Source organism: Rhizobium sp. RHZ02 (assembly GCF_014851575.1).
Lineage (GTDB): Bacteria > Pseudomonadota > Alphaproteobacteria > Rhizobiales > Rhizobiaceae > Rhizobium > Rhizobium altiplani.
Genome location: NZ_JACUZX010000001.1, coordinates 267,768 through 291,162 on the forward strand (window position 1 = coordinate 267,768; position 23,395 = coordinate 291,162).

The 23,395-nt window shown below is 58.3% G+C and carries 20 protein-coding genes; 12 read left to right on the forward strand and 8 right to left on the reverse strand.

The annotated features are described in order from the left end of the window. Window positions 1–7: 7 nt before the first annotated feature. The 4 genes from IB244_RS01260 to IB244_RS01275 all read right to left on the reverse strand — a co-directional run bounded on the left by IB244_RS01260 (window position 8) and on the right by IB244_RS01275 (window position 3,372). Complete coding sequence (locus IB244_RS01260) at window positions 8–1,201, reverse strand: amidohydrolase family protein (RefSeq protein WP_192302890.1); 1,194 nt, start codon at window positions 1,199–1,201, stop codon at window positions 8–10. A gap of 89 nt (window positions 1,202–1,290) precedes the next feature. Further along, entirely contained in the window at window positions 1,291–1,509 is a 219-nt protein-coding gene (locus tag IB244_RS01265; RefSeq protein WP_192302891.1) for a hypothetical protein, read from the reverse strand. A gap of 228 nt (window positions 1,510–1,737) precedes the next feature. Beyond that, window positions 1,738–2,436 (reverse strand): GntR family transcriptional regulator, encoded by a 699-nt coding sequence (locus IB244_RS01270; protein WP_192302892.1) that lies wholly within the window; start codon window positions 2,434–2,436, stop codon window positions 1,738–1,740. Window positions 2,437–2,691: 255 nt separating this feature from the next. Beyond that, entirely contained in the window at window positions 2,692–3,372 is a 681-nt protein-coding gene (locus tag IB244_RS01275; protein WP_245267907.1) for a GntR family transcriptional regulator, read from the reverse strand. A 185-nt stretch (window positions 3,373–3,557) separates the two neighbouring features. Here IB244_RS01275 and IB244_RS01280 point away from each other — a divergent pair, with 185 nt between their 5' ends. The 6 genes from IB244_RS01280 (at window position 3,558) to IB244_RS01305 (ending at window position 11,782) form a co-directional block, all read left to right on the forward strand. Next, window positions 3,558–5,498: an ABC transporter substrate-binding protein gene (locus IB244_RS01280; protein WP_192302893.1), complete on the forward strand. Its 1,941-nt coding sequence runs from the start codon at window positions 3,558–3,560 to the stop codon at window positions 5,496–5,498. Window positions 5,499–5,567: 69 nt separating this feature from the next. Continuing rightward, entirely contained in the window at window positions 5,568–6,554 is a 987-nt protein-coding gene (locus IB244_RS01285) for an ABC transporter permease (RefSeq protein WP_018855673.1), read from the forward strand. Further along, window positions 6,551–7,705, forward strand: coding sequence for an ABC transporter permease subunit (locus tag IB244_RS01290; protein WP_192302894.1), 1,155 nt, complete (start codon window positions 6,551–6,553; stop codon window positions 7,703–7,705). Before IB244_RS01285 ends, IB244_RS01290 begins: the two co-directional genes overlap by 4 nt. Next, the gene (locus tag IB244_RS01295; protein ID WP_192302896.1) at window positions 7,702–9,402 is read left to right on the forward strand and encodes an ABC transporter ATP-binding protein; all 1,701 of its coding nucleotides are present in this window, start codon (window positions 7,702–7,704) and stop codon (window positions 9,400–9,402) included. The genes IB244_RS01290 and IB244_RS01295 overlap by 4 nt, the downstream gene beginning before the upstream one ends. A gap of 3 nt (window positions 9,403–9,405) precedes the next feature. Beyond that, entirely contained in the window at window positions 9,406–10,614 is a 1,209-nt protein-coding gene (gene manD / locus IB244_RS01300; protein ID WP_169679683.1) for a D-mannonate dehydratase ManD, read from the forward strand. 13 nt (window positions 10,615–10,627) lie between these two features. After that, entirely contained in the window at window positions 10,628–11,782 is a 1,155-nt protein-coding gene (locus IB244_RS01305) for a mandelate racemase/muconate lactonizing enzyme family protein (RefSeq protein ID WP_192302898.1), read from the forward strand. 280 nt (window positions 11,783–12,062) lie between these two features. Here IB244_RS01305 and IB244_RS01310 read toward each other — a convergent pair whose 3' ends face one another. Genes IB244_RS01310 through IB244_RS01320 form a run of 3 tightly spaced genes read right to left on the reverse strand, consistent with a single transcriptional unit; the run spans window position 12,063 to window position 15,671 of the window. Further along, window positions 12,063–13,217, reverse strand: coding sequence for an amidohydrolase (locus tag IB244_RS01310; RefSeq protein ID WP_192302901.1), 1,155 nt, complete (start codon window positions 13,215–13,217; stop codon window positions 12,063–12,065). A 4-nt stretch (window positions 13,218–13,221) separates the two neighbouring features. Next, window positions 13,222–14,466, reverse strand: a complete 1,245-nt coding sequence (locus tag IB244_RS01315) for a Zn-dependent hydrolase (RefSeq protein ID WP_192302903.1) — start codon at window positions 14,464–14,466, stop codon at window positions 13,222–13,224. After that, complete coding sequence (locus IB244_RS01320) at window positions 14,463–15,671, reverse strand: diaminopropionate ammonia-lyase (protein WP_192302904.1); 1,209 nt, start codon at window positions 15,669–15,671, stop codon at window positions 14,463–14,465. Before IB244_RS01320 ends, IB244_RS01315 begins: the two co-directional genes overlap by 4 nt. A 110-nt stretch (window positions 15,672–15,781) precedes the next feature. On the opposite strand from IB244_RS01320, the gene IB244_RS01325 reads away from it, so the two are divergent. The 3 genes from IB244_RS01325 to IB244_RS01335 all read left to right on the forward strand — a co-directional run bounded on the left by IB244_RS01325 (window position 15,782) and on the right by IB244_RS01335 (window position 18,930). After that, a complete protein-coding gene (locus tag IB244_RS01325; protein WP_192302906.1) occupies window positions 15,782–16,264 on the forward strand; it encodes an Lrp/AsnC family transcriptional regulator in 483 nt (160 codons plus the stop codon). A 357-nt stretch (window positions 16,265–16,621) separates the two neighbouring features. Beyond that, a complete protein-coding gene (locus IB244_RS01330) occupies window positions 16,622–17,437 on the forward strand; it encodes a PDZ domain-containing protein (RefSeq protein ID WP_192302908.1) in 816 nt (271 codons plus the stop codon). 320 nt (window positions 17,438–17,757) lie between these two features. Next, on the forward strand, window positions 17,758–18,930 hold the full coding sequence (locus IB244_RS01335; RefSeq protein WP_025658566.1) for an adenylate/guanylate cyclase domain-containing protein: 1,173 nt from the start codon (window positions 17,758–17,760) through the stop codon (window positions 18,928–18,930). 814 nt (window positions 18,931–19,744) lie between these two features. Here IB244_RS01335 and IB244_RS01340 read toward each other — a convergent pair. Beyond that, window positions 19,745–20,617, reverse strand: a complete 873-nt coding sequence (locus IB244_RS01340; protein ID WP_025658568.1) for a LysR family transcriptional regulator — start codon at window positions 20,615–20,617, stop codon at window positions 19,745–19,747. Window positions 20,618–20,699: 82 nt separating this feature from the next. Here IB244_RS01340 and IB244_RS01345 point away from each other — a divergent pair, with 82 nt between their 5' ends. From IB244_RS01345 to panD, 3 genes are all read left to right on the forward strand, one after another. After that, window positions 20,700–21,614 carry a DMT family transporter gene (locus IB244_RS01345; protein ID WP_192302910.1) on the forward strand — a complete coding sequence of 305 codons (915 nt, stop codon included), beginning with the start codon at window positions 20,700–20,702 and terminating at the stop codon, window positions 21,612–21,614. A 399-nt stretch (window positions 21,615–22,013) separates the two neighbouring features. Continuing rightward, window positions 22,014–22,367, forward strand: a complete 354-nt coding sequence (locus IB244_RS01350; RefSeq protein ID WP_051420122.1) for a hypothetical protein — start codon at window positions 22,014–22,016, stop codon at window positions 22,365–22,367. Between the two features lie 505 nt (window positions 22,368–22,872). Then, window positions 22,873–23,328: an aspartate 1-decarboxylase gene (gene panD / locus IB244_RS01355; RefSeq protein WP_025662241.1), complete on the forward strand. Its 456-nt coding sequence runs from the start codon at window positions 22,873–22,875 to the stop codon at window positions 23,326–23,328. Window positions 23,329–23,395 lie beyond the last annotated feature (67 nt).

A 23,395-nucleotide genomic window follows, 5' to 3' on the forward strand; every position in this document is an offset into this window, starting at 1 on the left:
AATTGCATCAGCGGACCACTGCGCCGTTGTCGGCCACCAGCCGACCCTGCTTGAAGACGCGTCGCGGCTTGGGGACGGCGACAACTGCCTCCGGAATGTGATCGGCGGCGAGTGTCACGAAATCAGCCTTGGCGCCGACGGCGATGCCATAGCCTTCAAGATTGAGCGCCTTGGCGCCTCCTGTCGTAACCACATCGAAAGCCGCGGAGAGCTCGGTATCGGTATAGAAGCCGGAGCGATAGGCGATGATCTCTGCCCGACGGAGCATGTCGCCATCGCCGAAGGGCCACCACGAATCGCGGATATTGTCATTGCCTGAAAAAACATTGACGCCGGCGGCCCGCAGCAATGCGACCGGCGGGAAATTGTGATTTCCTGGAGCGTTGGTCATGATCGAGACGCCGCTTTCTGCAATGACGGCAGCGATCTTCTTTGCGGCATCCGGGGCGAGGTCCCCAAGCCCGTAGGCGTGGCTGACGGTGACATGCCCCTGCATGCCGAGCGCTGCGGTCCGCGCGCAGATCTCCTCGATCGTCATGGCCCCCATCGTGCCGGCATCGTGGAGATGTATGTCGACATCGACACCCCGTTTTTCGGCAATTCCGAAGACCACGTCGAGATGCCCCTTGATATCACGATCGAAGGACAGCGGATCGAGCCCGCCGACCAGATCGGCTCCCATGCCAATCGCCTCGTCCATCAGGTCGCGCGTGCCGGGGCTCGTCAGGATACCGCTCTGCCGGAAGGCGACGAGCTGAATGTCGATGATGTCCTTGTATTCTTCGCGGACGGCCAGGATGGTTTCGAGCGATTTCAGCCCGACCGAGCCATCGACCATGACATGGCTGCGCATCTGCAGCGCGCCGTTCGAAATGCAGAGGTCGAGCTGGCTGCGGGCACGCTCGTCCATCGGTGCGGCGGCTGCCAAGTTCTCGGCCTGGAAGGCGACGCGCTCATGCACGTCAAACCCGTTGGTGCAAGGTTTATGCGGAATCCATTTGTCGCCGTAGAAGCTCGTGTCCAGATGGATGTGGCCCTCAACGAAGCCCGGGACGAGAAGCGCACCGGCAATATCGAACGTGCGCGCAGAGCCGGGGCTCGACCCAGCAGCAGCAATGGTAGAGATGCGGCCGTTGGAGACCAGAATGTCGTTGAGCGTGCCGTCGGCGAGCTTGGCGTTTGTAAAAAGTGTTTCGGTCACCGGGATCTCCCTTGATTTCTTTGTTGTATCATCAATCCAAATCCGTCGGGATCGGGGAGACGGCTTGTCAATCGATCGTCGTGCGACGATCAGTTCTGCGGCAGGGTTCCCTGCACGCCTTCGATGAGCCAGGTCATGCCCTTGATATCGGCATCCGCCAGTTCCTGGCCCTTGGTCACCTTTACCGTGCCTTTCTGGTCCTTGATCTCGCCGGCAAACGGCTTCAGTTTGCCGCTGGTGATCGCAGCTTCTGCGGCCTTCATTTCGGCGGCGACCGGCTCGGGCAGGTCCGGATTGCACGTCGTCATCTTGGCATATCCACCCGCTTCTTGGCTACATGATATCCGTAATCATGTATGCAACAATGATGCCAGATTGTATCGGAAAAGGTTTCCGGGCAGCACAGAGTGGCTAGATATATGTATTCATTCGAGGAAAACCGTGGACACCATCACGTACAAGCGTGTCGTCGCCCGGCATTCGGAATGTCTACATAAAATGCATAATCATGTATACATGATTGAAAAAGCGGCAGCCTAGCCGCTGCCGCGGGCGGAAAAGCGCGACAGGATCGAGCCGAGATCCAGTTCCGCCGCGGTATCGTCCTCGAGCAGGGCCCTGCTTTCAACCGATGACAGGTGGTCGTCCATCAGATGCTCAGCCGCAGCGATATCCCCCTTCTTGAGCGCGCCGATCAGTCCGGAATGTTCGCTGATGGCGCACTCGCTCGAGTGCGGCCGGCTGTACATGGCCAGGATCAGCGAACAGCGGGATACGAGTTCGGAGAGATATCGTTCGAGCAGCGCATTACCCGAGAGTTCCGCAAGCTTGAGGTGGAATTCGCCGGCTAGCCGGGTCGAGAGGCGCACATCCCCCTTGGCATGGGCGGCCTCTTCTTCCCGCACGTGATCGGAGAGGATCTTCTCGACTACCGGGCTCCAACGCGCGATCACCGCCTTCATCACCTCCCGTTCAAGCGCGCGCCGAACAGCAAAGGCATTGCGCGCCTCGTCGAGGCTCGGCTGGGCAACCGTGGCAGTTCGCTTGTGGTAGGTGTCGACGAGCCCCTGGGCCTGCAGTTTCGCCAGCACGGCGCGAACCAAGGTTCTGCTCATTGCGAAGTGCCTGCCAATCTCGTCTTCTGGCAGCCTGGTTCCGGCTTTCAGCGCCTGTTCGATTATGGCCTGTCGGAGAGTGCGATGGGCAACGTCTACCCGGTCGGAATTCGATGACATTGGACTTCAGGAATGTTTTCGGTGACGTATACGTTATCTCGTGATCACGCGTGCATCAAGGACTTGCCCTGTATTGCCGAAGGCGCCTCGCGTCATGAGCGACAGCCATGGTCTGCCTCAAGCCAACGAACGGTCGGCGCGTGGACAAGGTCAGCGTCCCGATCGCAATTACATGCGAGGGCCATTTCCCATCATCGAAAGGCGCAACAACCATGACGGCCCCGGCCCGGCGCGATTGCGCGAGCTTCGGCCAAATCAGGACCGCTGCTTGTTGAGCCGCATGCGCTCGATGATGTGCCGTCCTGATCCACCAACATGTTTGGCAATAGCGTTCGCCGCCCCGTCCGCATCCTGCTCCTTGATGCATCCGATGAGCTCGCGATGCTCCTCAAGAACGTTCGACTGGCGGCTCAGGGAGGTGGGAAAGCCGCGACTTATCGCCCATAAAATCTGACGATGGCGAATCCAGAGATCGACAGCGTGCCTGTTGTAGTGCCGGTCGTACATCAGCCGATGAAACTGCATGTCCAGATTTGAGTGTTTCAGCTCATCAGAGAAATTCAGGGCCTCGATCTCGGCCTGAATGCGCTCCAGTTCATCGACATCTGCTCGCGTCGCAACCCCGACAAACCAGCGCGTCAGCGCCGGCTCGATCAACACCTCTATTTCGCAGATATCTCTGACGAACTCCTCGTCAATCGGCCGCACTCGGGCGCCGCGATTGGGCATCATCACCACGAAACCCTCGCCGCGCAGCTGCTGCAATGCTTCTCGCACCGGATTGGTGGAGGTGCCCATACGCGCGGCAAGCTCGGCGACCTTCAGGCGCTCGTTAGCCTTGACGCGGCCATGGATGATGTCATCGCGCAGGCGCTCGTAGATGGACGCGCCATTTTCCTCGGTCAACTCGTCACCGTCAGGCATTGTCTGGGGCATTCGCGTTATCGTGGTCATAAGACTGCTTTTAATACACTTTCCCCCGGTTTGCCAATACCTCTTCAAATTGTTTGTACATTCCGATTGACATATAATGTACGATCTGAAAGTTTTCGCTCCACGCGATTGCCGACCTGGCTTTCGTTTTCAGTCGGCGGAGAGGGCCGGTTATCAGGAGGAAAAGAATGGGTTACCAGCAACAGCTGCGTGGCCTCGTCCTATCGACGGGGTTGTTGAGTGCGGCGCTCTTGGGAGCGATAGCTCCTGCCTTTGCGGTGGATTTCAAACAGGCGCCAATGCTCGACGAGCAAGTGAAGGCCGGCAAGCTGCCAGCCGTTGCCGATCGCCTTCCTGAGCATCCCTTCGTCGAAGCTATGGTTGATGGAATAGGCAAATACGGTGGCACGCTGCGCACCACCATTCTCGCCAATGGCGACCAGTACAATCTGACCCGCACCATCGCCAATGAACTGCTCGTTCGTTGGGATCCGGCCTGGCAGAAGGTGATACCTTCGCTGGCGGAGGAATTCACCGCATCGGATGATGCCACCACCTATACCTTCAAGCTTCGCAAGGGGTTGAAGTGGAGCGACGGCCAGCCTTTCACGGCCGATGACATCATGTTCTGGTACGAAGACGTGTTCATGAACGACGCGCTTTCGCCGGCCAAGAACCCGACCTTTACGGTCGCGGGCAAACCGGTAAAAGTGCGCAAGATCGACGACCTGACAGTCGAATTCAAATTCGACAGCCCCTATGGCCTGTTCCTGCAGCAGCTCGCCTACGGCCAGGGTCATCTGCCGGTCATCTACCCCAAGCACTACCTCAGCCAGTTCCACGAGAAGTATAACAAGGACGGCATCCCCGCTCTGCTGAAAGCCAATCCGGCTGCAGGCGATTGGGTGGCGCTGTTCAACTCGAAGGTCTCCCTGACCTTCCAGCCGCCTTACTGGCAAAACCTCCAGCTGCCAACGATGAACCCTTGGATCCTGACGGTACCCTATGCCGACAGCGAACGCGTCGTCGCGACCCGCAATCCCTACTATTGGAAGGTGGATCCTGAGGGCAACCAGCTGCCTTATATCGACGGCGTCACCTGGGCAAAGCTCGACGACCCACAGCTGATGGCGCTGAAGATGACCTCGGGCGAGTTCGATTTCGCGTTCCGCCACATCAATAATTCGACCTTCAAGTCGGTGCTCTTCGATGGCCAGGAAAGCGGCAATTATCGCTTTGTCGACGTGAAGGACCTGCCGGCCAATGATGCCGTCATCCTGCTCAATCTCAACTCGACCGACGACACCAAGCGCAAGCTTTTCCAGAACAAGGATTTCCGCATCGCGCTCAGCCACGCAATCAACCGACAGGAGATTATCGATCTCGTCTATGTCGGCCAGGGCGCCCCGGCGCAGGTGGCGACGCAGCCCGAGCACGAGCTTTTCAACGAGCGTGAAGCCAAGCAATACACGGAATTTGATCCGAAGCTTGCCAACGACATGCTCGACAAGATCATGCCGAAGAAAGACGCGGAAGGTTTCCGTCTCGACGACAGCGGCAAGCGCTTCACCATCAACTTCATGGTGGCGGACGTTTTCGGGCTCTCCTATCCCGACGTGATGCAGATGGTGCAGAAATACGCCAAGGACGTCGGGATCGACATCCAGCTGCGGACCACGGATCGCGCTCGCTTGAACACCATGTGGCCAGCAAACGAGCAGGACGCCTATATCTGGAACTGCGTTGGCGGCCTGTCTGAGGTCTACACCGACCCGCGTTGTTACATGCCGTTCCAGAAGGCAGACATCTTCTTCGCGATGAAGTGGAGCGAATGGTATTCGAACCACGCCACGGGCGAGGAACCTCCAGCCGAGATCAAGGCTCTCATGGCAGCCTACGACAAGGTCAACGCTGCCGTAGGCGACAACGATCGCCGCGAGAAGATGAAGGAATTCCTCAATCTTTCCGCTGACAACTTCCTCAACATCGGCATTTCGCGCCCCATGCCGAAATACATGATGGTGTCGAAGAACCTGAAGAATGTCGTCAACGGCATTCCGATCACCGGCAATCTCTGGCATCCGGCCCCGACGCTGACCCAGTGGTACTTCGACAAGCCGGCTAACTAAACTCCTCCGGGCCGGCGGGGAAACTTCCCCCCGGTCCGCCCCTTCGATCCTATCGAGCGGTCAGAAATCATGCTCCGTTATATCGCCAAACGGCTGGTGTTCGCGATACCGACACTCCTTGCCGTTTCCATCATCGCCTTCATCATCATCCAACTCCCGCCCGGTGATTATCTCACGACTCTGATGGCCGACTGGGCAAGCCAGGGTGGGGCGGTCGAAGAGGGCACGGTTGCCGCCATGCGTGAGCGCTACGGTCTCGATCAACCGATGTATTTCCAATATTACAAATGGATGGCCGGGATCCTCATGCATGGCGATTTCGGGATTTCATTCGAGCTCGGCAAGCCGGTCACCGAATTGATCTGGGGCCGCCTTGGCTTCTCGCTCCTCCTGTCCTTCCTGACGCTCTGCTTCGTATGGGCGATCGCCATTCCGATCGGCATCCTGTCGGCCGTGCGCCAGTATTCGATCTCCGACTATTCAGCGACCTTCCTTGCCTTCTTTTTTCTCGCCGTGCCTGACTTCCTGATGGCGCTTTCGGCAATGTACGTCATGTCGGCCTATTTCGGCCAAAGTGTCGGCGGCCTGTTTTCGCCCGCTTTCGTCGACGCGGCCTGGAGTTTTGCCAAGCTTGGCGATTTTGCCAAACACGTCTGGCTGCCCGTGCTCGTCATCGGCCTCGGCTCGCTTGCAGCACTCGTTCGCATCATGCGCGCCAACCTGCTCGACGAATTGTCCAAGCCCTATGTGACGACGGCCCGCGCCAAGGGCATGTCCGAATTCGAGCTTCTCATTCGCTACCCGGTGCGGCTTGCACTCAATCCGCTGATCTCGACGCTCGGCTGGATCCTGCCCGCCGTTATTTCGGGTGAGATCATTGTCTCGGTTGTCATGAGCTTGCCGACGACGGGACCGCTGCTGCTGCGCGCCTTGCTTGCACAAGACATGTATCTCGCTGGCTCGCTCATCCTGTTGATTTCGGTGCTTACCATTATCGGCACGCTGATTTCCGACATCCTGCTCGCCATCACTGACCCGCGGATCCGGTTCCAATGACAGACATCACTCAGCTCCCGCCGGAGACCGGCACATCGCTCGACCTTCACCGCAGTGATATTGCCGTTGCCGGCCAATGGCGGCTCTTCTGGCTGAAATTCAAGAAGCACAAGATCGCGCTGGCAAGCCTTGTCGTCATCGTGTTCATGTATCTCGTCGCTGCCTTCGCGGATTTCATCGCGCCGTTCGATCCCAACGCGACCAATGCGCGTTTCACCTACGCCCCTCCACAGGGCATATCGCTTCTCTTGGACGGCTCCTTGCGCCCACACGTCAATCAGCTGAAGATGACGTTGAACACAGAATCCATGCGGCGTGAGTTCACCCCGGATCCTGCCAAGCCGATCCCGGTCGGCTTTTTCGTACCTGCGGCGCAACCATACACTCTCCTCGGCTTCATCCCTATGAGGACCAAGCTCTTTGGCCTCACCAACCCGATGCCGGGAGACAGCATGTACATCTTTGGCGCAGATCGCCTCGGACGCGACATCTTCTCGCGCGTGGTCCATGGTGCCCAGATCTCCCTCTCGATCGGCCTTGTCGGGGTCTTCATGAGCCTCATTCTTGGCGTCACGATCGGCGGCATATCCGGATTTTTCGGGGGCTGGGCCGATATCGCCATCCAGCGTTTCATCGAGCTGTTGCGCTCGATCCCGACGATCCCGCTATGGATGGGGCTGGCGGCAGCAATCCCCGTTGGCTGGCCACCGCTCAGGACGTATTTCGTCATCACCCTGATCGTTTCGCTGATTGGCTGGACGAGCCTGGCGCGGGAGGTGCGTGGCAAGTTTCTCTCTCTGCGCAATGAGGACTTCGTGATTGCCGCACGTCTCGACGGCATGAGCGAGCTCGGCATCATCTTCCACCATCTGGTGCCGTCCTTCATGAGCCACATCATCGCCACACTGACGCTGGCGATCCCCTCGATGATCCTGGCTGAAACCGCACTCTCGTTCCTCGGCGTCGGTCTACAGCCGCCGATCATTTCCTGGGGCGTGCTCCTTCAGGAGGCGCAGAACATCCGTGCGGTCGCTCAAGCGCCCTGGCTCCTGTTCACGCCGGCTGCCGCAATTGTCATCTCGGTGCTTTCCCTCAACTTCCTCGGCGACGGCCTCCGCGATGCCGCAGATCCCTACGAGTCGGTGTCATGACCATGAACAAAGATACACTCCTCAAGGTCGACAACCTGAAAACCTACTTCCCGACGCGCACGGGTCTGTTCAAGGCGGTCGACGACGTGTCCTTCGAGCTGAAGCGCGGAAAGACACTCTGTGTTGTCGGCGAATCCGGATCCGGGAAATCGGTTACGGCGCGCTCCATCCTGCAGATCGTCGATAAACCCGGTCGTATCGAGGATGGTTCGATCGTATTGACGCGGGGAGACGGCACATCGGTGGATCTCGCCAAGCTCGACCCGCGCGGCAAGGAAATTCGCGGCGTTCGTGGCAAGGAGATCGCCATGATTTTCCAGGAGCCGATGAGTTCACTGTCGCCCGTCCATCGTATCGGCGCGCAGATCGGCGAAGCGCTGCGCATACATTTCGGCATTCGCGGCAAGGCGCAGCGCGACCGCGTTCTCGAGTTGCTGCGCCAGGTCGAAATACCGCGCCCTGAAACCGCAATCGACCGCTACACTTTCGAATTCTCCGGAGGCATGCGCCAGCGGGTCATGATCGCCATGGCGCTCGCCTGCAATCCCCAGGTTCTGATCGCCGATGAGCCGACGACAGCACTCGACGTCACCACCCAGGCCGAAATTCTCGATCTGATCAAACGACTGCAGCACAGCCACGGCATGGCCGTGCTCTTCATTACCCACGACATGGGTGTCGTTGCCGAAATCGCTGACGAAGTCTTGGTGATGTATCGCGGCAAGGTGATGGAGCGTGGCTCCGTGGAGCAGATTTTCCACGCACCAAAGGACGACTACACGCGCCGCCTGATCGGTTCGGTCGTCAAGTTGGAGAAGAAGGCGGAAGTTCGGCTGTCACGATCCGAAATCCCCGTTGGCGCGCCGCCGCTACTCGCGGTCGAGAACCTGTCGCTGACTTTCCCATCCGGCCTGAAGGCAGTGGACGACGTGTCGCTGATCGTTCGTGCCGGTGAAACCCTCGGCATCGTCGGTGAATCCGGCTCGGGCAAGACGACAATGGGACGTTGCTTGCTGCGCATTTACGATCCGCAAGCCGGCGCTATGAATTACCGCCGCGCTGACGGCAGCACGGTCGATCTTTGCTCGGCCGACAAAACGACATTGAAGGATGTTCGCCACGATATCCGGATGATCTTCCAGGACCCGGTCGGATCGCTCAGCCCACGCAAGACGGTCGGCCAGATCATTGCCGAGCCGCTGAAGCTCGCTGGCGTGAAGGGCAGATCCCTCGATGATCGGGTCTCGGAACTTATGCAGCAAGTCGGCCTCGAACCGGCCTGGCGTGAACGCTACCCGCATGCTTTTTCCGGCGGTCAGCGACAGCGTATCGGTATTGCGCGGGCGATTGCGCTCAAGCCGCGGCTGATCGTTGCCGATGAAGCAACCTCGGCACTCGATGTGTCGTTGCGCTCACAGATGCTTGACCTCATGATGAAGTTGCAGGACGAGCTCGGTCTCTCCTACGTCTTCATCTCGCACGATATGTCGGTTATCCGCTACATGTGCGACCGCGTTGCTGTGATGTATCGCGGCAAGATCGTCGAGGCGGGCGACACCGATCAGGTCGTCAACAATCCGGCGCATGACTATACCCGCGCGCTGCTCTCCGCCATTCCTCATCCCGACCCGCGCAACCGGCGCATTCACAACCGGTTCCGCTACGACCCCGCACGTACAGTTTCAGCCAACGGATAAGTCATGAAAATTACCGACGTCAAAATCATTGTCTGCTCGCCCGGACGCAATTTCGTCACCGTCAAGATCTTCACCGACGAGGGGCTGACAGGGGTCGGCGACGCCACTCTGAACGGTCGTGAAAAGGCCGTCGTAGCCTATCTTCAGGATCATCTTGCACCATTGCTCATCGGCCGCGATCCAAGCCGCATCGAGGATATCTGGCAGTATTTCTACAAGGGAGCCTATTGGCGCCGCGGTCCTGTGACGATGGCGGCGATCGCCGGTATCGATACCGCACTTTGGGACATCAAGGCGAAAGCCGCCAACATGCCGCTTTACCAGCTGCTGGGTGGCGCCAGCCGCGAGAAGGTGCTGTGCTACACACACGCGCAGGGCACTGATATTGGCGAAGCGGTCGAAGCGGTCGGCAAGCGAATTAAGCAGGGCTACAAGGCGATCCGCGTTCAGGTCGGCATTCCCGGGCTGCCTGACGTCTATGGCACCGGCAAGAAGTCGGTCACCAACAACGCTGCAGACGATGCCATTCCTCACGAGGAAACATGGTCGACGTCGAAATATCTGCGCTATGTTCCCGAACTCTTCAAGGCGGTCCGCGAGGCGCATGGCTGGGATATTGAGCTCCTGCATGACAGCCACCACCGCCTCACGCCGATCGAAGCGGCGCGGTTGGGTAAAGACCTCGAATTTGCACGGCTCTTCTGGTTGGAAGACACGGTGGCGGCCGAGTATCAGGAGGGCTTCCGTCTGATCCGCAAACACACCACGACACCGCTTGCCGTGGGTGAAGTCTTCAACACGATCTGGGACGCGCGGCTGTTGATGGAAGAGCAGCTGATCGACTACATCAGGACGACCACGGTACATGCCGGCGGTGTGACCGCCCAAAGGCGCATCATGGATTTCGCCAGCGTCTATAATGTCCGCACTGCCTGCCACGGCGCAATGGACATGTCGCCGATCTGCCTCGGCGCCAACCTGCATCTCGACCTCTGGGTGCCGAATTTCGGCATCCAGGAATATTCGGGCTACCTGCCGGAAATCCTTGAGGTGTTCCCGAGTGCCTGGAGCCTGGATGACGGTTATCTTCATCCGGGCGATGCGATCGGCCACGGTGTCGATATCGATGAAAAGCTTGCCGAGAAATATCCATATCAGCGCGCCTATCTGCCTGTGAACCGTCTCGAAGACGGCACGCTCTGGCACTGGTAACCGGAGAACGGACATGAAGATCACAGCAATCAAGAGCTACGCCGTCAAGGTTGGCATTCGCAACCAGCTTCTGGTGAAGGTCGAGACCGATGACGGGATTTTCGGCTGGGGCGAAAGTGGACTCTCCGGCCGCGAGAAGGCGGTCGTCGGTGCGCTGGAACATTATGCGGAATTCTTGCGTGGCCGCGACCCGTTCAAGATCGGGGCGCTCTGGCAGGAGATGTATCGCAGCCAGTATTTCGAGGGCGGTCGCGTATTGCAGGCCGCGATCTCGGCGATCGACATCGCGCTCCATGACATCAAGGGCAAAGCGCTTGGCGTGCCCGTCTACGAGTTGCTCGGCGGCAAGCAGCGCGACCGGATACCGACCTTTGCGACGACCTTCGCGGAGCCGGGGCCAGCGATGATCGAGCAGGCACAGATGCTGGTCGAGCATGGATGGAGGGCCATGCGACTTTCACCCTCGGGTCACGAGCACAGGGAGATTTACGAGCCCCGCGAACATATCGCGATGACAGCGAAATGGTGCGTCAAAGCTCGGGAAACACTGGGCGAGGAAATCGTGCTGGGCATCGATTATCACCACCGCCTGACGGTCGCTGAAGCTGCAAGCTTCTGCCAGAAGATGCCGAAGGGTACACTCGACTTCCTCGAGGAGCCGATCCGCGACGAAACACCGGGCGCCTACGAGGCGCTGCGTCGAATGACCGATGTTCCGTTTGCGATCGGCGAGGAGTTCTCGTCGAAGTGGCAGTTCCTGCCCTTCATCGAGCGCGACATTCACCAGTTCAATCGCCTTGATGTCTGTAATGTCGGCGGTCTGACTGAATCGATGAAGGTCGCCGGCTGGAGCGAGGCTCACTATGTTGACATGATGCCGCACAATCCACTCGGCCCGGTATGCACGGCTGCCACGATCCATTTCTGCGCCGCTGTTGCGAATTTTGCCTGGTTGGAAACGCGGGCGAGTCCCGCGGAGACGCATCTGGGTTTTGACAATTCTGACTTCTTTCCGGTCCAGCCACGGCTTGAGGCTGCCTGCTATCCAGTTTCCGATGCGCCCGGCCTGGGGGTCGAAGTGAACGAGGCGTTGATTGCAAGGCAGAGTTTTGAATTCTGGGAGGCGCCTCATCTGAAACGCCGGGATGGCTCGGTGACGAACTGGTGAGAAAGGGAAGCGAGCCGACTTGAACGGACGGGAAATTGCGCGCCGGGTTCATCGTTCCTCGCACATGGTACAAAACGCACTTTTCACCGACTCTTTCTCGGTCCAGGCAGAGAACGACCGCAGGGCCCTTGGCTCGATTTTTCGGATTGAGGTCGCCCGCGTTGGGCCCGGAAAGACCGGCGGACCAACGTCACTTCGTCGCACGTTGCCATCATCGTCTTCTGTGGCAAGGCGCTAGATCCGGGATGGCAAAATTTGCCTGCAACTGCCGTCGCATTGGTCAATTTGCTAGGCGTCGACGCGCTATTGCTGCATGAAATCGCATGCCATGGACAAGGCCGTTGTCATTGAAGTCATAATTCGGATTGTGGAGCGGAGCCGATGTTTCGCCATTGCCGAGGAACACGAAGCACCCAGGCACCCGGCTGAGGAACTGCGCGAAATCTTCTGATCCCGTCATCGGTTTTGATGCGACCCTTGCGTTCGACGCGCCATATAATTCCACTGCCACGGCCATGGCTTCGGCAGCCAAGGCGGTGTCGTTCATAAGTGGAACGAATTCACGCGTGTAACGGACATGGGCCTCGACATTATAGGCAAGCGCAGTGCCTTGCGCGATAATCCGCATCTGCTGCTCGATGCGCTCGCTGATCTCCCTGCGGAAGCTGCGGGCATCACCGAGAATGCGTGCCATGCCGGGCAGGGCATTCCTGGTGCCGTCGGTGATGAGCTCAGTGACGGATACGACGCCGATGTCGGCGGGGTCGATGCGCCGCGCGACGATCGTCTGCAGATTGGTGACGATGGCGCAGGCGGCGACCAGGACTTCGCTGCCCCAGTGCGGTCGGGCGGCGTGTCCCCCGACGCCCTTGAGCGTGATCTCGAAATTGTCCTCCGCCGACATGAATTCTTCGGGTTTTGTCTCGAAATAGCCAACAGGAAGACCCGGCATATTGTGGATGCCATAGATTTCATCAAACGGATATTTCTCGAAAAGACCATCGGACATCATCGCGAGGGCGCCTTTGCCCCATTCCTCGGCCGGCTGGAAAATGAAGCGGACCGTCCCGTCGAAACCGCCTTCTGCGGCAAGCAACTTCGCGGCTCCGAGGAGCATAGCGGTGTGACCGTCGTGACCACAGGCGTGCATCAGCCCGCAGTTGCGGGATTTATGTTGCATGTCACCCTGCTCGGTGATGCGCAGGGCGTCCATGTCGGCTCGCAGCGCAATGGCGCGGTTGCCGGTCCCTCGCTTGAGGGTTCCGACAACCCCGGTACCACCGACGCCTTCAGCGACCTCATCGAGGCCAAATGTTCTAAGTTTGTCGGCGACAAACGCAGCCGTGGCTTGCTCCGCAAAACCGAATTCTGGATTGGCATGGAGGTGTCGCCTCCACTCACTCATTTCGGCATGGAGCGTCTCAACGTCGGTCATCAGATCAGTTCTCCGGTGCGGTGAGATTGCGGACCACGTCAAGCAACACATTGGCTCCTGCGACCAGATCGGTATTGGGCGTGAATTCCTTGGGGTTATGGCTGATGCCGCCGATACTCGGTACGAAAATCATCCCCGAGGGTGCGATCCTGGCGATCATCTGAGCATCGTGCCCTGCGCCTGATGTCATCCTTTTCGATTTCAATCCGCGGGCCGTCGCAGCCTCCACGACCGCCGCCACAATGCCGCTGTCGAAAGTCACCGGCTGAAATCTTGCCAGACGTTTCGTGGTGATTGTGACCTGCTCATCGTCCGCAACCGTATCGAGGTATGTTGCCAAGGCAGCTTCTTCCGCCAACAGTTTCTCCTCATCGGGATCGCGCAGGTCAACCGTGAATGTCGCTTTCGAGGGGATCACGTTGATTGCGTTTGGCTCGAACTCGATGCACCCGACTGTGGCGACCGTAGGGGTGTTAGATGCCTTCGCCCGGTCGCGCAGAAAGGTGATGACGCGCGCTGCTGCCAAGCCGGCATCGCGGCGCATGGAAATGGGTGTCGTGCCTGCGTGGTTGGCATCTCCTTCGATGGTTACTCGCTGCCAGGAAATGCCCTGCAGGTTCTCGACGGCCCCAACCGTGGTCTCCTCGCGCTCGAGGATCGGCCCTTGTTCAATGTGGAGTTCGATATAGGCGTGCGGTTGCAGGAAGCCGGGCTCTCGTGGTCCGTCATAGCCAATCCTGGCAAGCTCCTCACCAAGGACAGAGCCATCGGTGCCTACGGTGGCAAGCGCTTCATCGACATCAAGTCCGCCGACATGGACCAGCGACCCCATCATGTCAGGCGCATAGCGCACGCCTTCTTCGTTGGTAAATGCAGCAATCGCGATAGGTCGGTTCGGATTGAAGCCCTCCGATTTCAGAGTTTCTACGACTTCCAGTCCCGAAAGGACACCGTAACAGCCGTCAAACACCCCTGCATTGATCACAGTATCGATATGAGACCCCAGCATCAGCGGTTTTGCTGTATCGTCGGCCTGTATCGGCGCCCAGATGCCGAAGATGTTGCCGATGCGATCGACTGCGACATCGAGCCCGGCTTCCTGCATCCAGGCGATCAAGCGATCCCGGCCGTGCTTGTCCGCGTCGGACGCCGCAAGCCTGACAAGGCGGCCATCCTTGTCTCTGCCGATGGAGCCGAGTTCACGCAGACGTCCGAGCAAGCGTTCCTCATTTACCGATGATCCAGTCATGCCGCCGCCCCTGCGTTTTTCGCCAAAACCGATCCGGGTGCTTCCCCGACGATCGCCTCATACTTGAGCGGATCGGTCGCTCCTTCGGTGTTGATCACGAGGACGCGCGATCGATCTCCAAGCCGCAAATGAGCCTTGATCTGCCGATCACCGATGGCCCTGATCAATCCGGCCAGGCCAACGCCACCGCTTTCGCCCGCCACGACGGCGGGGTCTCCCCCGACCGGGTGGGCCAGCCTCTTCATGACGGTGACTGCGTCGTGTTCGTCTACGGTCATGAACGCGTCTGCCACACGCGAAAGGATGCGCCAGGCTACCAGGGACGGCTGGTAGCATTCGAGCATGGCCATGATTGTCGGCTCACCGTGGTCAACCGTCACCGGATGCCCGGCCTTGGCGCTCTCGACGATGCATGCTGCACGTTCGGGATCAACAACTGTGAAGATCGGGCGTGTGTCCCCCATGACAAGCGCGAGATAGCCGGCTGCCGCAGCAGCGATGCCGCCAACCCCTGACTGAACGAAAACATGGGTCGGCGGGTCCTGCAAATCCCTGAGTGCCTCGCGGAATATCGCGGTGTAGCCCTGCATTACAAGGCTTGGAATGCGCTCATAGCCAGGCCAGGACGTATCCGACACGATTGTCCAGCCACGCTCGATCGCAACCCTGGACGCTTCCTTGACAGAGTCGTCGTAGGTTCCCTCGGCGCGGCACACGTCGGCGCCAAATCCTGCGATGGCCGCCACCCGTTGGTCGCTGACGCCCGAGTGAACGAAAATCACGGCACGTGCGCCGACGATCTGCGCCCCCTGGGCCACGGAACGTCCGTGGTTGCCGTCGGTGGCACAGGCAACCGTCATGGTTTTTGCCACGGCCAGGACCTCCGGTGAACCAAGTTCAGTTACATCGACTTGCCTGGAAAGGCGTTTGCTTGCCTCCTCGAGCACAAGACGCATCACCGCGTAGGCACCGCCAAGCGCCTTGAAGCTGCCAAGGCCGAGCCGGAAGCCTTCGTCCTTCATATGGATGCTCGACACCCCGAGTTTGCGAGCAAGGCCGCCGAGGGACACCAAGGGCGTCTTCGCGTTGTTTTGGCGGTGCGACAGGAACCTCTCGACCTCCGCGGCAGCCACCGGGCCGAGAGCTTCCGCGTCCCGTGGGTCCAGCGGAGACTTGTAGGCGCTATTCGAATTTATGAGAAACATGGGGGCCTCGCTCGGGTTCGAGGGGAAAATATATTGCATTGCCTCCGCATCGTGCGCTGAATATTGGGGTCTGATTTGCAAGTTTGTTTCGTCCAGGGGAGCGAAGAAGTATGGGTGCGCTGGCGCAGAAGATCATTTTGGATGACTTCGACCGCAAAATCCTCGCCCTCCTCCAGAAGGACAACCTCACGCCGCAGAGAATGATCGGCGAAGCGGTCAATCTGTCGGCTCCAGCCGTTCAACGCCGGATCAAGAAGATGACGGAAGCCGGTGTGATCAAGGCGAATGTCGCGATCGTCGATCCCGCAGCGCTGGGGCATCCGATCACAATCTTCGTCGAAGTGGAGGTGATCAGCGAGACCGCAGAACAAATCGAAAGCGCCAAGCGGGAATTCGCGGCGACCCCCGAAATCCAGCAGTGTTACTATGTGACGGGCGAAGCGGATTTTATCCTCCTCATCGTCGTACCATCCATGAAGGAATATGAATCCCTGACCCGGCGGCTCTTTTTCGGAAACAACAACGTCAAACGTTTCCGGACGTTTGTCGCGATGGATCGCATCAAAACTGGACTGGAAGTCCCGGTTCCGTGAATTCGGCGAAACTCGTGCAGCGCGGATCAGGACAAGGAGGCAGCGGGAGGTCATTTCGCCCTTGGCCGTGCGCGGTGAACGGCGACCGCAGCGTCTTGGAGGTGCCCGCCCCCTTGTGGCGAAACCCTTGCGACCAGGGCGGACGATGCAGCGCCAGCTTCCTAAAGGCTAATACATCGCTCCAGTTGCAAAAGCTTGCCATCAAGTAATAAACTATTTTAGTACATTACTTATTGGCAATGAAATTGTAATATACTTTTAATTTGAAAACATAATTGGCTGGCTTCATATCCTCGCCAAGTGTTGAGCTTCACTGAGAGGCTTTACGCGGTGAAGCAATTTAATAGGACTGAAATCGTGACAAGCATTGTCAATCGCCGCAGATCTGCGGCTCTTCTGGGCGTGGCCATTATGATCGGCGCGGCCTCCATCTCCCTCGAAACGTCATCTGCATTTGCCGCATCCGCCGTTCCGGCCGATCAGGCAAAGGTGGTTGTCGCAAATTCTCAGAACGCCGGTTCCGTCGATCACGGCTACCTCGGTGTCCAGATCCAGCCGGTGACGCAGGAAATTGCGGACGCGATCGATCTGGCAAATCCGGCTGGTGCGCTTGTTGCAAACGTCTCGAAAGACTCGCCCGCCGCTCGCGCCGGTATCAAGCAGGGCGATGCCATTACGGCGGTTGGCGAAAAGCCGGTGTCGACACCAAAGGACCTGTCGCAGTTCGTGGCGGATCTTACCCCTGGTGACAAGAAAACCGTTACGGTTTGGCGTTTTGGTAAGAGCGTCGACCTCACGGTCGAGATCGGCAGCAGCGACGACGGAATGGCTCAGCTTGCTGCTCCCAAAGGCTCCGAACAGGCGATCCCAGCCGGTCCGCGGATTGGTGTCGCACTTGTCGACCTGACGCCGGAAGTTCGTGAGCGGCTGGACCTCTCCCAGGACGTCCAAGGTGCCGTCGTTGCCAACGTATCGCCTGACAAACCGGCAGCCTCGGCGGGGCTGAAAGCCGGTGACGTCATTCTGTCAGTCAACGACAAGACAATCCAGAATGCCAGTGGAGCCAAGAACGCAGTTGCGGATGTTGCGAAGGCCAAGAAGAAGTCAGTGCTGCTGCTGATACAGCGCGGCAATAACACGACCTTCGTAGCCGTGCCGTTCACGACGGCTTAACCGGCAGACTGGGGCCGACGCGAAAGACGCGTCGGCCTTTTTGCTTTGGCCGACCGCGCAGCCATTCGCAAACCGCGACCCGCCAATCAATCTCGCGAAGAGGCGCGCATCCCTATGAGGCGGCAGCAATAGGCGAGGAAACCTGGTTCTGGCCTTCCACGACGGTAAAGGCCCGCAAGCGCGGAGAACTTTCGAAGGTAGCTTCTACGACCGCCCGCCTCGTCGGAAAGCCTCCTTTTTTTCTTTTGGATTTCGTTTGCCTTCTCGACCGGGCATCCAGTGCCAGCCTATGGTGGATGCGCGATGATGGAGGATTTTTCGTGCAGGGTTTGCAGGAGCTGATCGACTGGATCATCGGGGAGGGCCTATCCAGCCGGAGCGTCGAGCAGATCATGGAGGGACTTGGGCCAAGATTGGTCGCTTTAGGTTATCCGATTGTCCGCGCCTCGATTGCAATGCCATCCATCGACCCGATGCAGAAGGGATTTTCGGTCGCGTGGTCGCCACACTCGGTCATGTCCGTTGACATCCAAGGGCACGATGACGCGGGACAGGAGATGTTCGAGCGCTCACCGATCTTCCATCTGCTGTCGAATAACCTTCTCTACGGCCGGTGGAGCCTGCCGGCGAACGAAACCAATAGCTTTCCGTTGTTTGACGAATTGGCACAGCTCGGCGCGACTGAGTACTTGATCAAGCTTGCGGAGTTTCCTGGAGAGACTGCCCTTGGTGGCGTGGGCTTCTCGATAGCAGTCGATGGACCCGGCGGATTTTCAGAACAGCAAATTGCAGACGTCGAACGCTTGATGCCCGCGTTGGCACTGACTTGCTGCCGAGTTGCAACCACCCGCGTTGCGACCGACATGCTTGCCGTCTACACCGGGACGCGAACCAGTGGCCGCATTCTCAGCGGACAGACCCGTCGTGGAGATGGCGCCTCGATATACGCAGCAATCCTGCTTGCCGATCTAAAAGACTTCACGTCCTTGAACGAGCGGTGGCCACCGGAGAGGATCGTCGGCTGGCTGAACGAACACTTCGAGGCGATCGCCGGGCCGGTGGAGGAGAATGGTGGCGAGATCCTCAAATTTATGGGTGATAGCCTGCTGGCGATTTTCCCTGCTGACATCGACGATCCCTCCGAGGCTTGTGGCCGTGCTTTGTCGTCGGCTCGGATGGCCATGAAAGCCAATCAATTGCTGAATGCAAGGCGCAACGATGAAGAGGAGCCGCAGCTGTTGGTCGATATCGCTCTGCACGTTGGCGAGGTTTTCTACGGCAACATAGGTGCCTCCCGCCGCCTCGATTTCACGGCGATCGGCCGCGCAGTCAACGAAGCGGCCCGGATCGAAAAAGTTGCAGATACGGTCGGCTACAGCCTTCTGGCATCAAGGCCATTCGCAGCACAGGTACCGAAAGGGTTTAGGAATGTTGGTTCATTCGTGCTTAAGGGTGTGGCAGAGCCAGCGGACGTATACGCCTGGACGGGCTGATAGGCCTGACAGTTTATCGCCCATCTTCCGGGGTATGACGATTGGCTTCCAAGTGAGAGCCACCCTTTTAGATTGGCGGATGGATGACGTTCACACCAGGCCTGCCTTTAGGCCCGTTCAGTCGGCTGTCTGCTTGGGGGTCGCCCTCCATTGGTCTGCTGAAGCACGAGTATCGCCTCACCGAAAACCTCCCGGCGCCGGAGTGTTCGAGCGTTTGCCGCGCGTGTCCTTTCCACCTCTGACATTGTGGTTGCGTCGGCTAGCGAAGCCTCGTTTTCCACCATGTCGATCAGAAGGTTGCGCATCACTCCGTTCTCTTCCCGCAGGCGGTGCAGCTCGGCGCTTATCGGGGATGTCGACAGCTTGCGCTCAATCGTTTCCTCAATTGCCTTTTCGACCAACCGGGTCTTTGCGGCGTACAAACGTCCGACGAAGTATGTGCTGGTTAAAATGCAAAAGCTGAGGGCGAGAGTTAGGTATAGCATCCGTCAGGCTCCAATCATCACTTTGAGATTGTGATTTTGAACGCCGTTTTCAATAAGGCGTGGCAATCGCGGGGAGGCAAGCGGTGCTCTGACCTGGCGTTATGGGTGGTCTCCGGTCATCACGAAAGTTGCCCCGGAAACGACCATGTCTCACACGCTTCTTGAGGCTTTGGTCAACAGGCAAGCGGGTCCATCATGTCATGGTTATCGATGGTCCTTCGATCAAGTTGTGGTTAAACAATCCAGCCATATCGGAAAATGCCGCCATCGAGCCACAGCACCTCTCGGGGGCGTCATCCTGGCGCCATGCTGCCAACGGACACGGAAAATCAAGGCTGGAAATTCAACACTTGAAGGACCTCGCTGTGCATAGCGTCGACCGCCGCAGAGCGCTTAGAGTCTTTGCTGCGAACCAAGGCTACCTCCATTTTAGGCAGCTCCGGCAGACCATGGCGAGTATCCAGTAACTTGAAATGGCTGGGAACGCTGGATCGTGCGAGCACGGCAACGGCCAAACCTGCCTCTACTACCGCCAACTGTCCCGTTAGGTTATGTGAGCTATAGACTACACGGTAGTCCCGCCCAAGTGCCGCGATGCCTGCCAAAACTTCGCCACGGAAGCGGTTTCCCAGTTCGTGCAAAGCCAAGGGCAGCGGGTTTTTCCGCCATGCCTCATGTTGGTCTGACGCAACCCACACCAAGGGTTCGTAGAAAAGGAATATGCCGCGATTTGGCTCCCCTCGGGTCGCCATATCGCGTGTCACGAGTGCCAAATCCAAATCACCACGGTCGATCCTTGGCAATAGCGAACTCGATGGCTCGCAAACGACTGATATTTCTACTTCGGCAAAACGGTTGGCGAAGGTCCGCAAAATTGGCGCGAAGTAACTCGCGACGTAGTCGTCAGGGACACCGACGGCGACCTTCCCAGAAACCGTTGATCCGCGCATCGCGATCTGGGCGCGGCCGTGCAATTCGATCAGTTGTCGGGCGTAAGCGAGTAAATCGAAGCCGGGAGGGGTCAGAGACAGGTGGCGTGGCCCCCGGTTTAGCAAGGAACTCCCTACGCATTCCTCGAGCTTCTTGAGTTGCATACTGACTGCCGACTGGGAGCGGGAAACCTGACGGGATGCTGCCGTGATGGAGCCCGTGTCGACAACTGCCACGAAGGTTCTAAGCCAATCAATCTGGAGATCGTTCATCTCACCGTCCATTCGATTATCGAATGATACTTGTAACAGATATTCGCTTTTCTGGATATCGATCCAGCGCCATTATTTTCCGATGGACACACGGGGTCTCACATCACTTGCAACATCTGCCGGTTTGGCCGTCCCGGGTGACTCACGGGAACGCCAGGGCACGATCCTTATTGTGCTTGGCGGGCTGATCCTTGGGACGGTGGGCATCTTCGTGCTCCAGGCGAACCAAGACCCGCTCACTACGGTAGCATTTCGATGCTTTTTTGGGTTTCTTGCTCTGCTTTCGTGGGGCGCGTTGAGTGGGCGGTTGGCTGAAACCAGGCTGCAGGCACGGGACCTACTCGGCGCTGTCGCGACGGGCGTTCTGATGATTATTAGCTGGGCGCTCCATTTCGCCGCGATTCCACGTACGTCAATCGGCGTTTCCACTGTCGTATTCCATATCCAGCCATTCTGGACGATGGCGCTCGGTGTGTGGCTTCTTCGGGAAAAGGTGTCCCGAAAGCAGGTGGGCGCGGCGCTCTTGGCATTCGCTGGATTGGTGCTGACGACCGACGTGATGGGTACGGGCACGCGGCATCAAGAGTATTTCTATGGTTTGCTGATGAGCCTGTCGGGCTCGTTTGTCTACGCCTGGGTTCCATTGCTGACGAAAGTGATGAGATCCGTAAGTTCATTCGCCCTCGCTTGGTGGCAGTGTCTAGTTGGCGCTGTCCTTACATTTTGGTGGCCAGTTCTACACGGGTGGCCGAGCCATTTGGACACAATTGCCTGGCTAGCAGGGCTGGGTGCGATCCATACGGGTCTTGCCTATGTCGTAATGTTTGCCGGGTTTGCTCGCCTAAGCACCGGTCGAACTGCCGCACTGCAGTTTGTATATCCCATGACGGCTTTTGTGATCGATTGGAAAATCTATGGCCATTCGCTTTCACTCGTTCAAATGTCCGGACTTGCTTTGATGGGTATTGCAATCTGGTCTGTCAAAAGCAGCCGCTAGGTCGAGAGTTCGGTTGGAGCTTGCATCGTTTCGACATCGGGATGCGGCGGAGCGGTGGATCACGGCTCACAGCAGGCAGGAGAGGGTAGTTGCGATCACACGCAGCTAATACTCCGCTCGCGTCACAGAGCCTGCGTTCGGAATCGCCCCACTCGGACCGGAACTCATGCTGGAATACCCCCCGCTCTCCACCGCGAACGGGCAGATGCTGCCGGAAGCCCTTTCTCGGTTCGTCGACAGCTTAGAGGGTGGCGAAAACCTCTAGTCGGGGTGGAACAGGCTTTTACCCCCGGCTCGTCCAACCGGATCCCAAAACTCTTGCACACAGGGTACGGGAATTGTTCGTTCTCCATCTTGGGCGTAAAATGCGATGTTCTGAACGATCGGGGGGAGGGTCAGATGACCGCGTCGTCGTTCACAATGATAGCTGCAACCATCCTCATCGGTGCAATGTCGAGTATTTCTTCCGACGCGCACGACGCCGAATCCGGCTGGACCTACCCTCCAGCTTGCTGCAGGGGGCGTGGCCAGGGTGGCGACTGCGATGCTATTCCGCGCGAACGCGTTCGAAAGATGCGCGGTGGCTTCTCAATTATCCTGCATCCGGGCGACCACTTCCTCGCCAAACGACCACACATGTTTTTCGTGCCCTACGGCGACGAGTTACCTTCGGGAGACGGGGAGTTTCATGTCTGTCTTCACCCTAACGAAGATTACCTCAACTGCTTCTTCGCACCGCCCCAGAGCATCTAGCAAAGCGCGCCTTGGCTTGCTGAGGGAGGGCACCCGAGCCTCATGGTGGTCGGGTGCGTTCATCCTTCGAGACCTCGAAGAACAAATCCTTCAAGAGCCCTCTGGATGGCTTCCTTGGCCTTCCCTGAATTTGCGACAGGTGGATCAATAGTGGCGGCCCAGTTACGCAGGGGCTTGCACATGTCTCGATGAGGGCGTGAGGCGAGGTCAACGATCAACGATCAACGCTCGCGCGAACGGAAAGTGTTTCGAGTTGCTGAGCGGCAAGCAAACTGGCGCCCGCCGACTAGGCGTCGTTGGCATGCGCAATAATTGCCTAACCGTACCCAAACGACATATTCTGGCCTGTTAACGACGCCTCCAATCCGATAGCACCCACTTAATTAGCTGGTTGGAAGTTATTTCTTGAGTCTCTGACGCGAGCCTCCAATTTCCGACGGCTGCTTTACAGTGCCGGACAGCCGACAGCGGTCGGAGCGGGCAAGACCGATAGCGAAGGGGCAAAATGCGAAAATTGGTGGCCGGGAAGCTCCATGGGATCCATGTGACTGAGGCAAATCTCAATTACCACGGATCGATCACACTCGACCCCGCTCACTGCGAAGAGGCCGGGATCCTTCCGATGGAGTTTGTGGAAATCTGGAACAAGAACTCCGGCGCCCGCATCTCCACATACGTCATTTTAGGTGTGCGCGGATCCAGATGCTGTGTCCTAAACGGTGCCGCCGCCCGCACATGCCAGCCCGGGGACCAGATTATCATCTGCAATTCGATCTATCTCGCCGAGCACAAGATCACGGAACTTAAGCCCAAGGTTCTTACCTTTGACGCCGAAAACAACGTCGTCGACAGGCTGACCTACTCGGTATCGTGCGACGAAGACAATCGTTACCGGTTCGAAATTCTTGACGACAACGCGAAGCCCCTCTCGGTGCCACAGCTCGTGTCCGGCGCCTCCTAAAGATTTTCACAAGCGCATTTTGGCCTCGCAGCTGACGGCTCGTGATGAGGCTTCGTAACGAATGAAG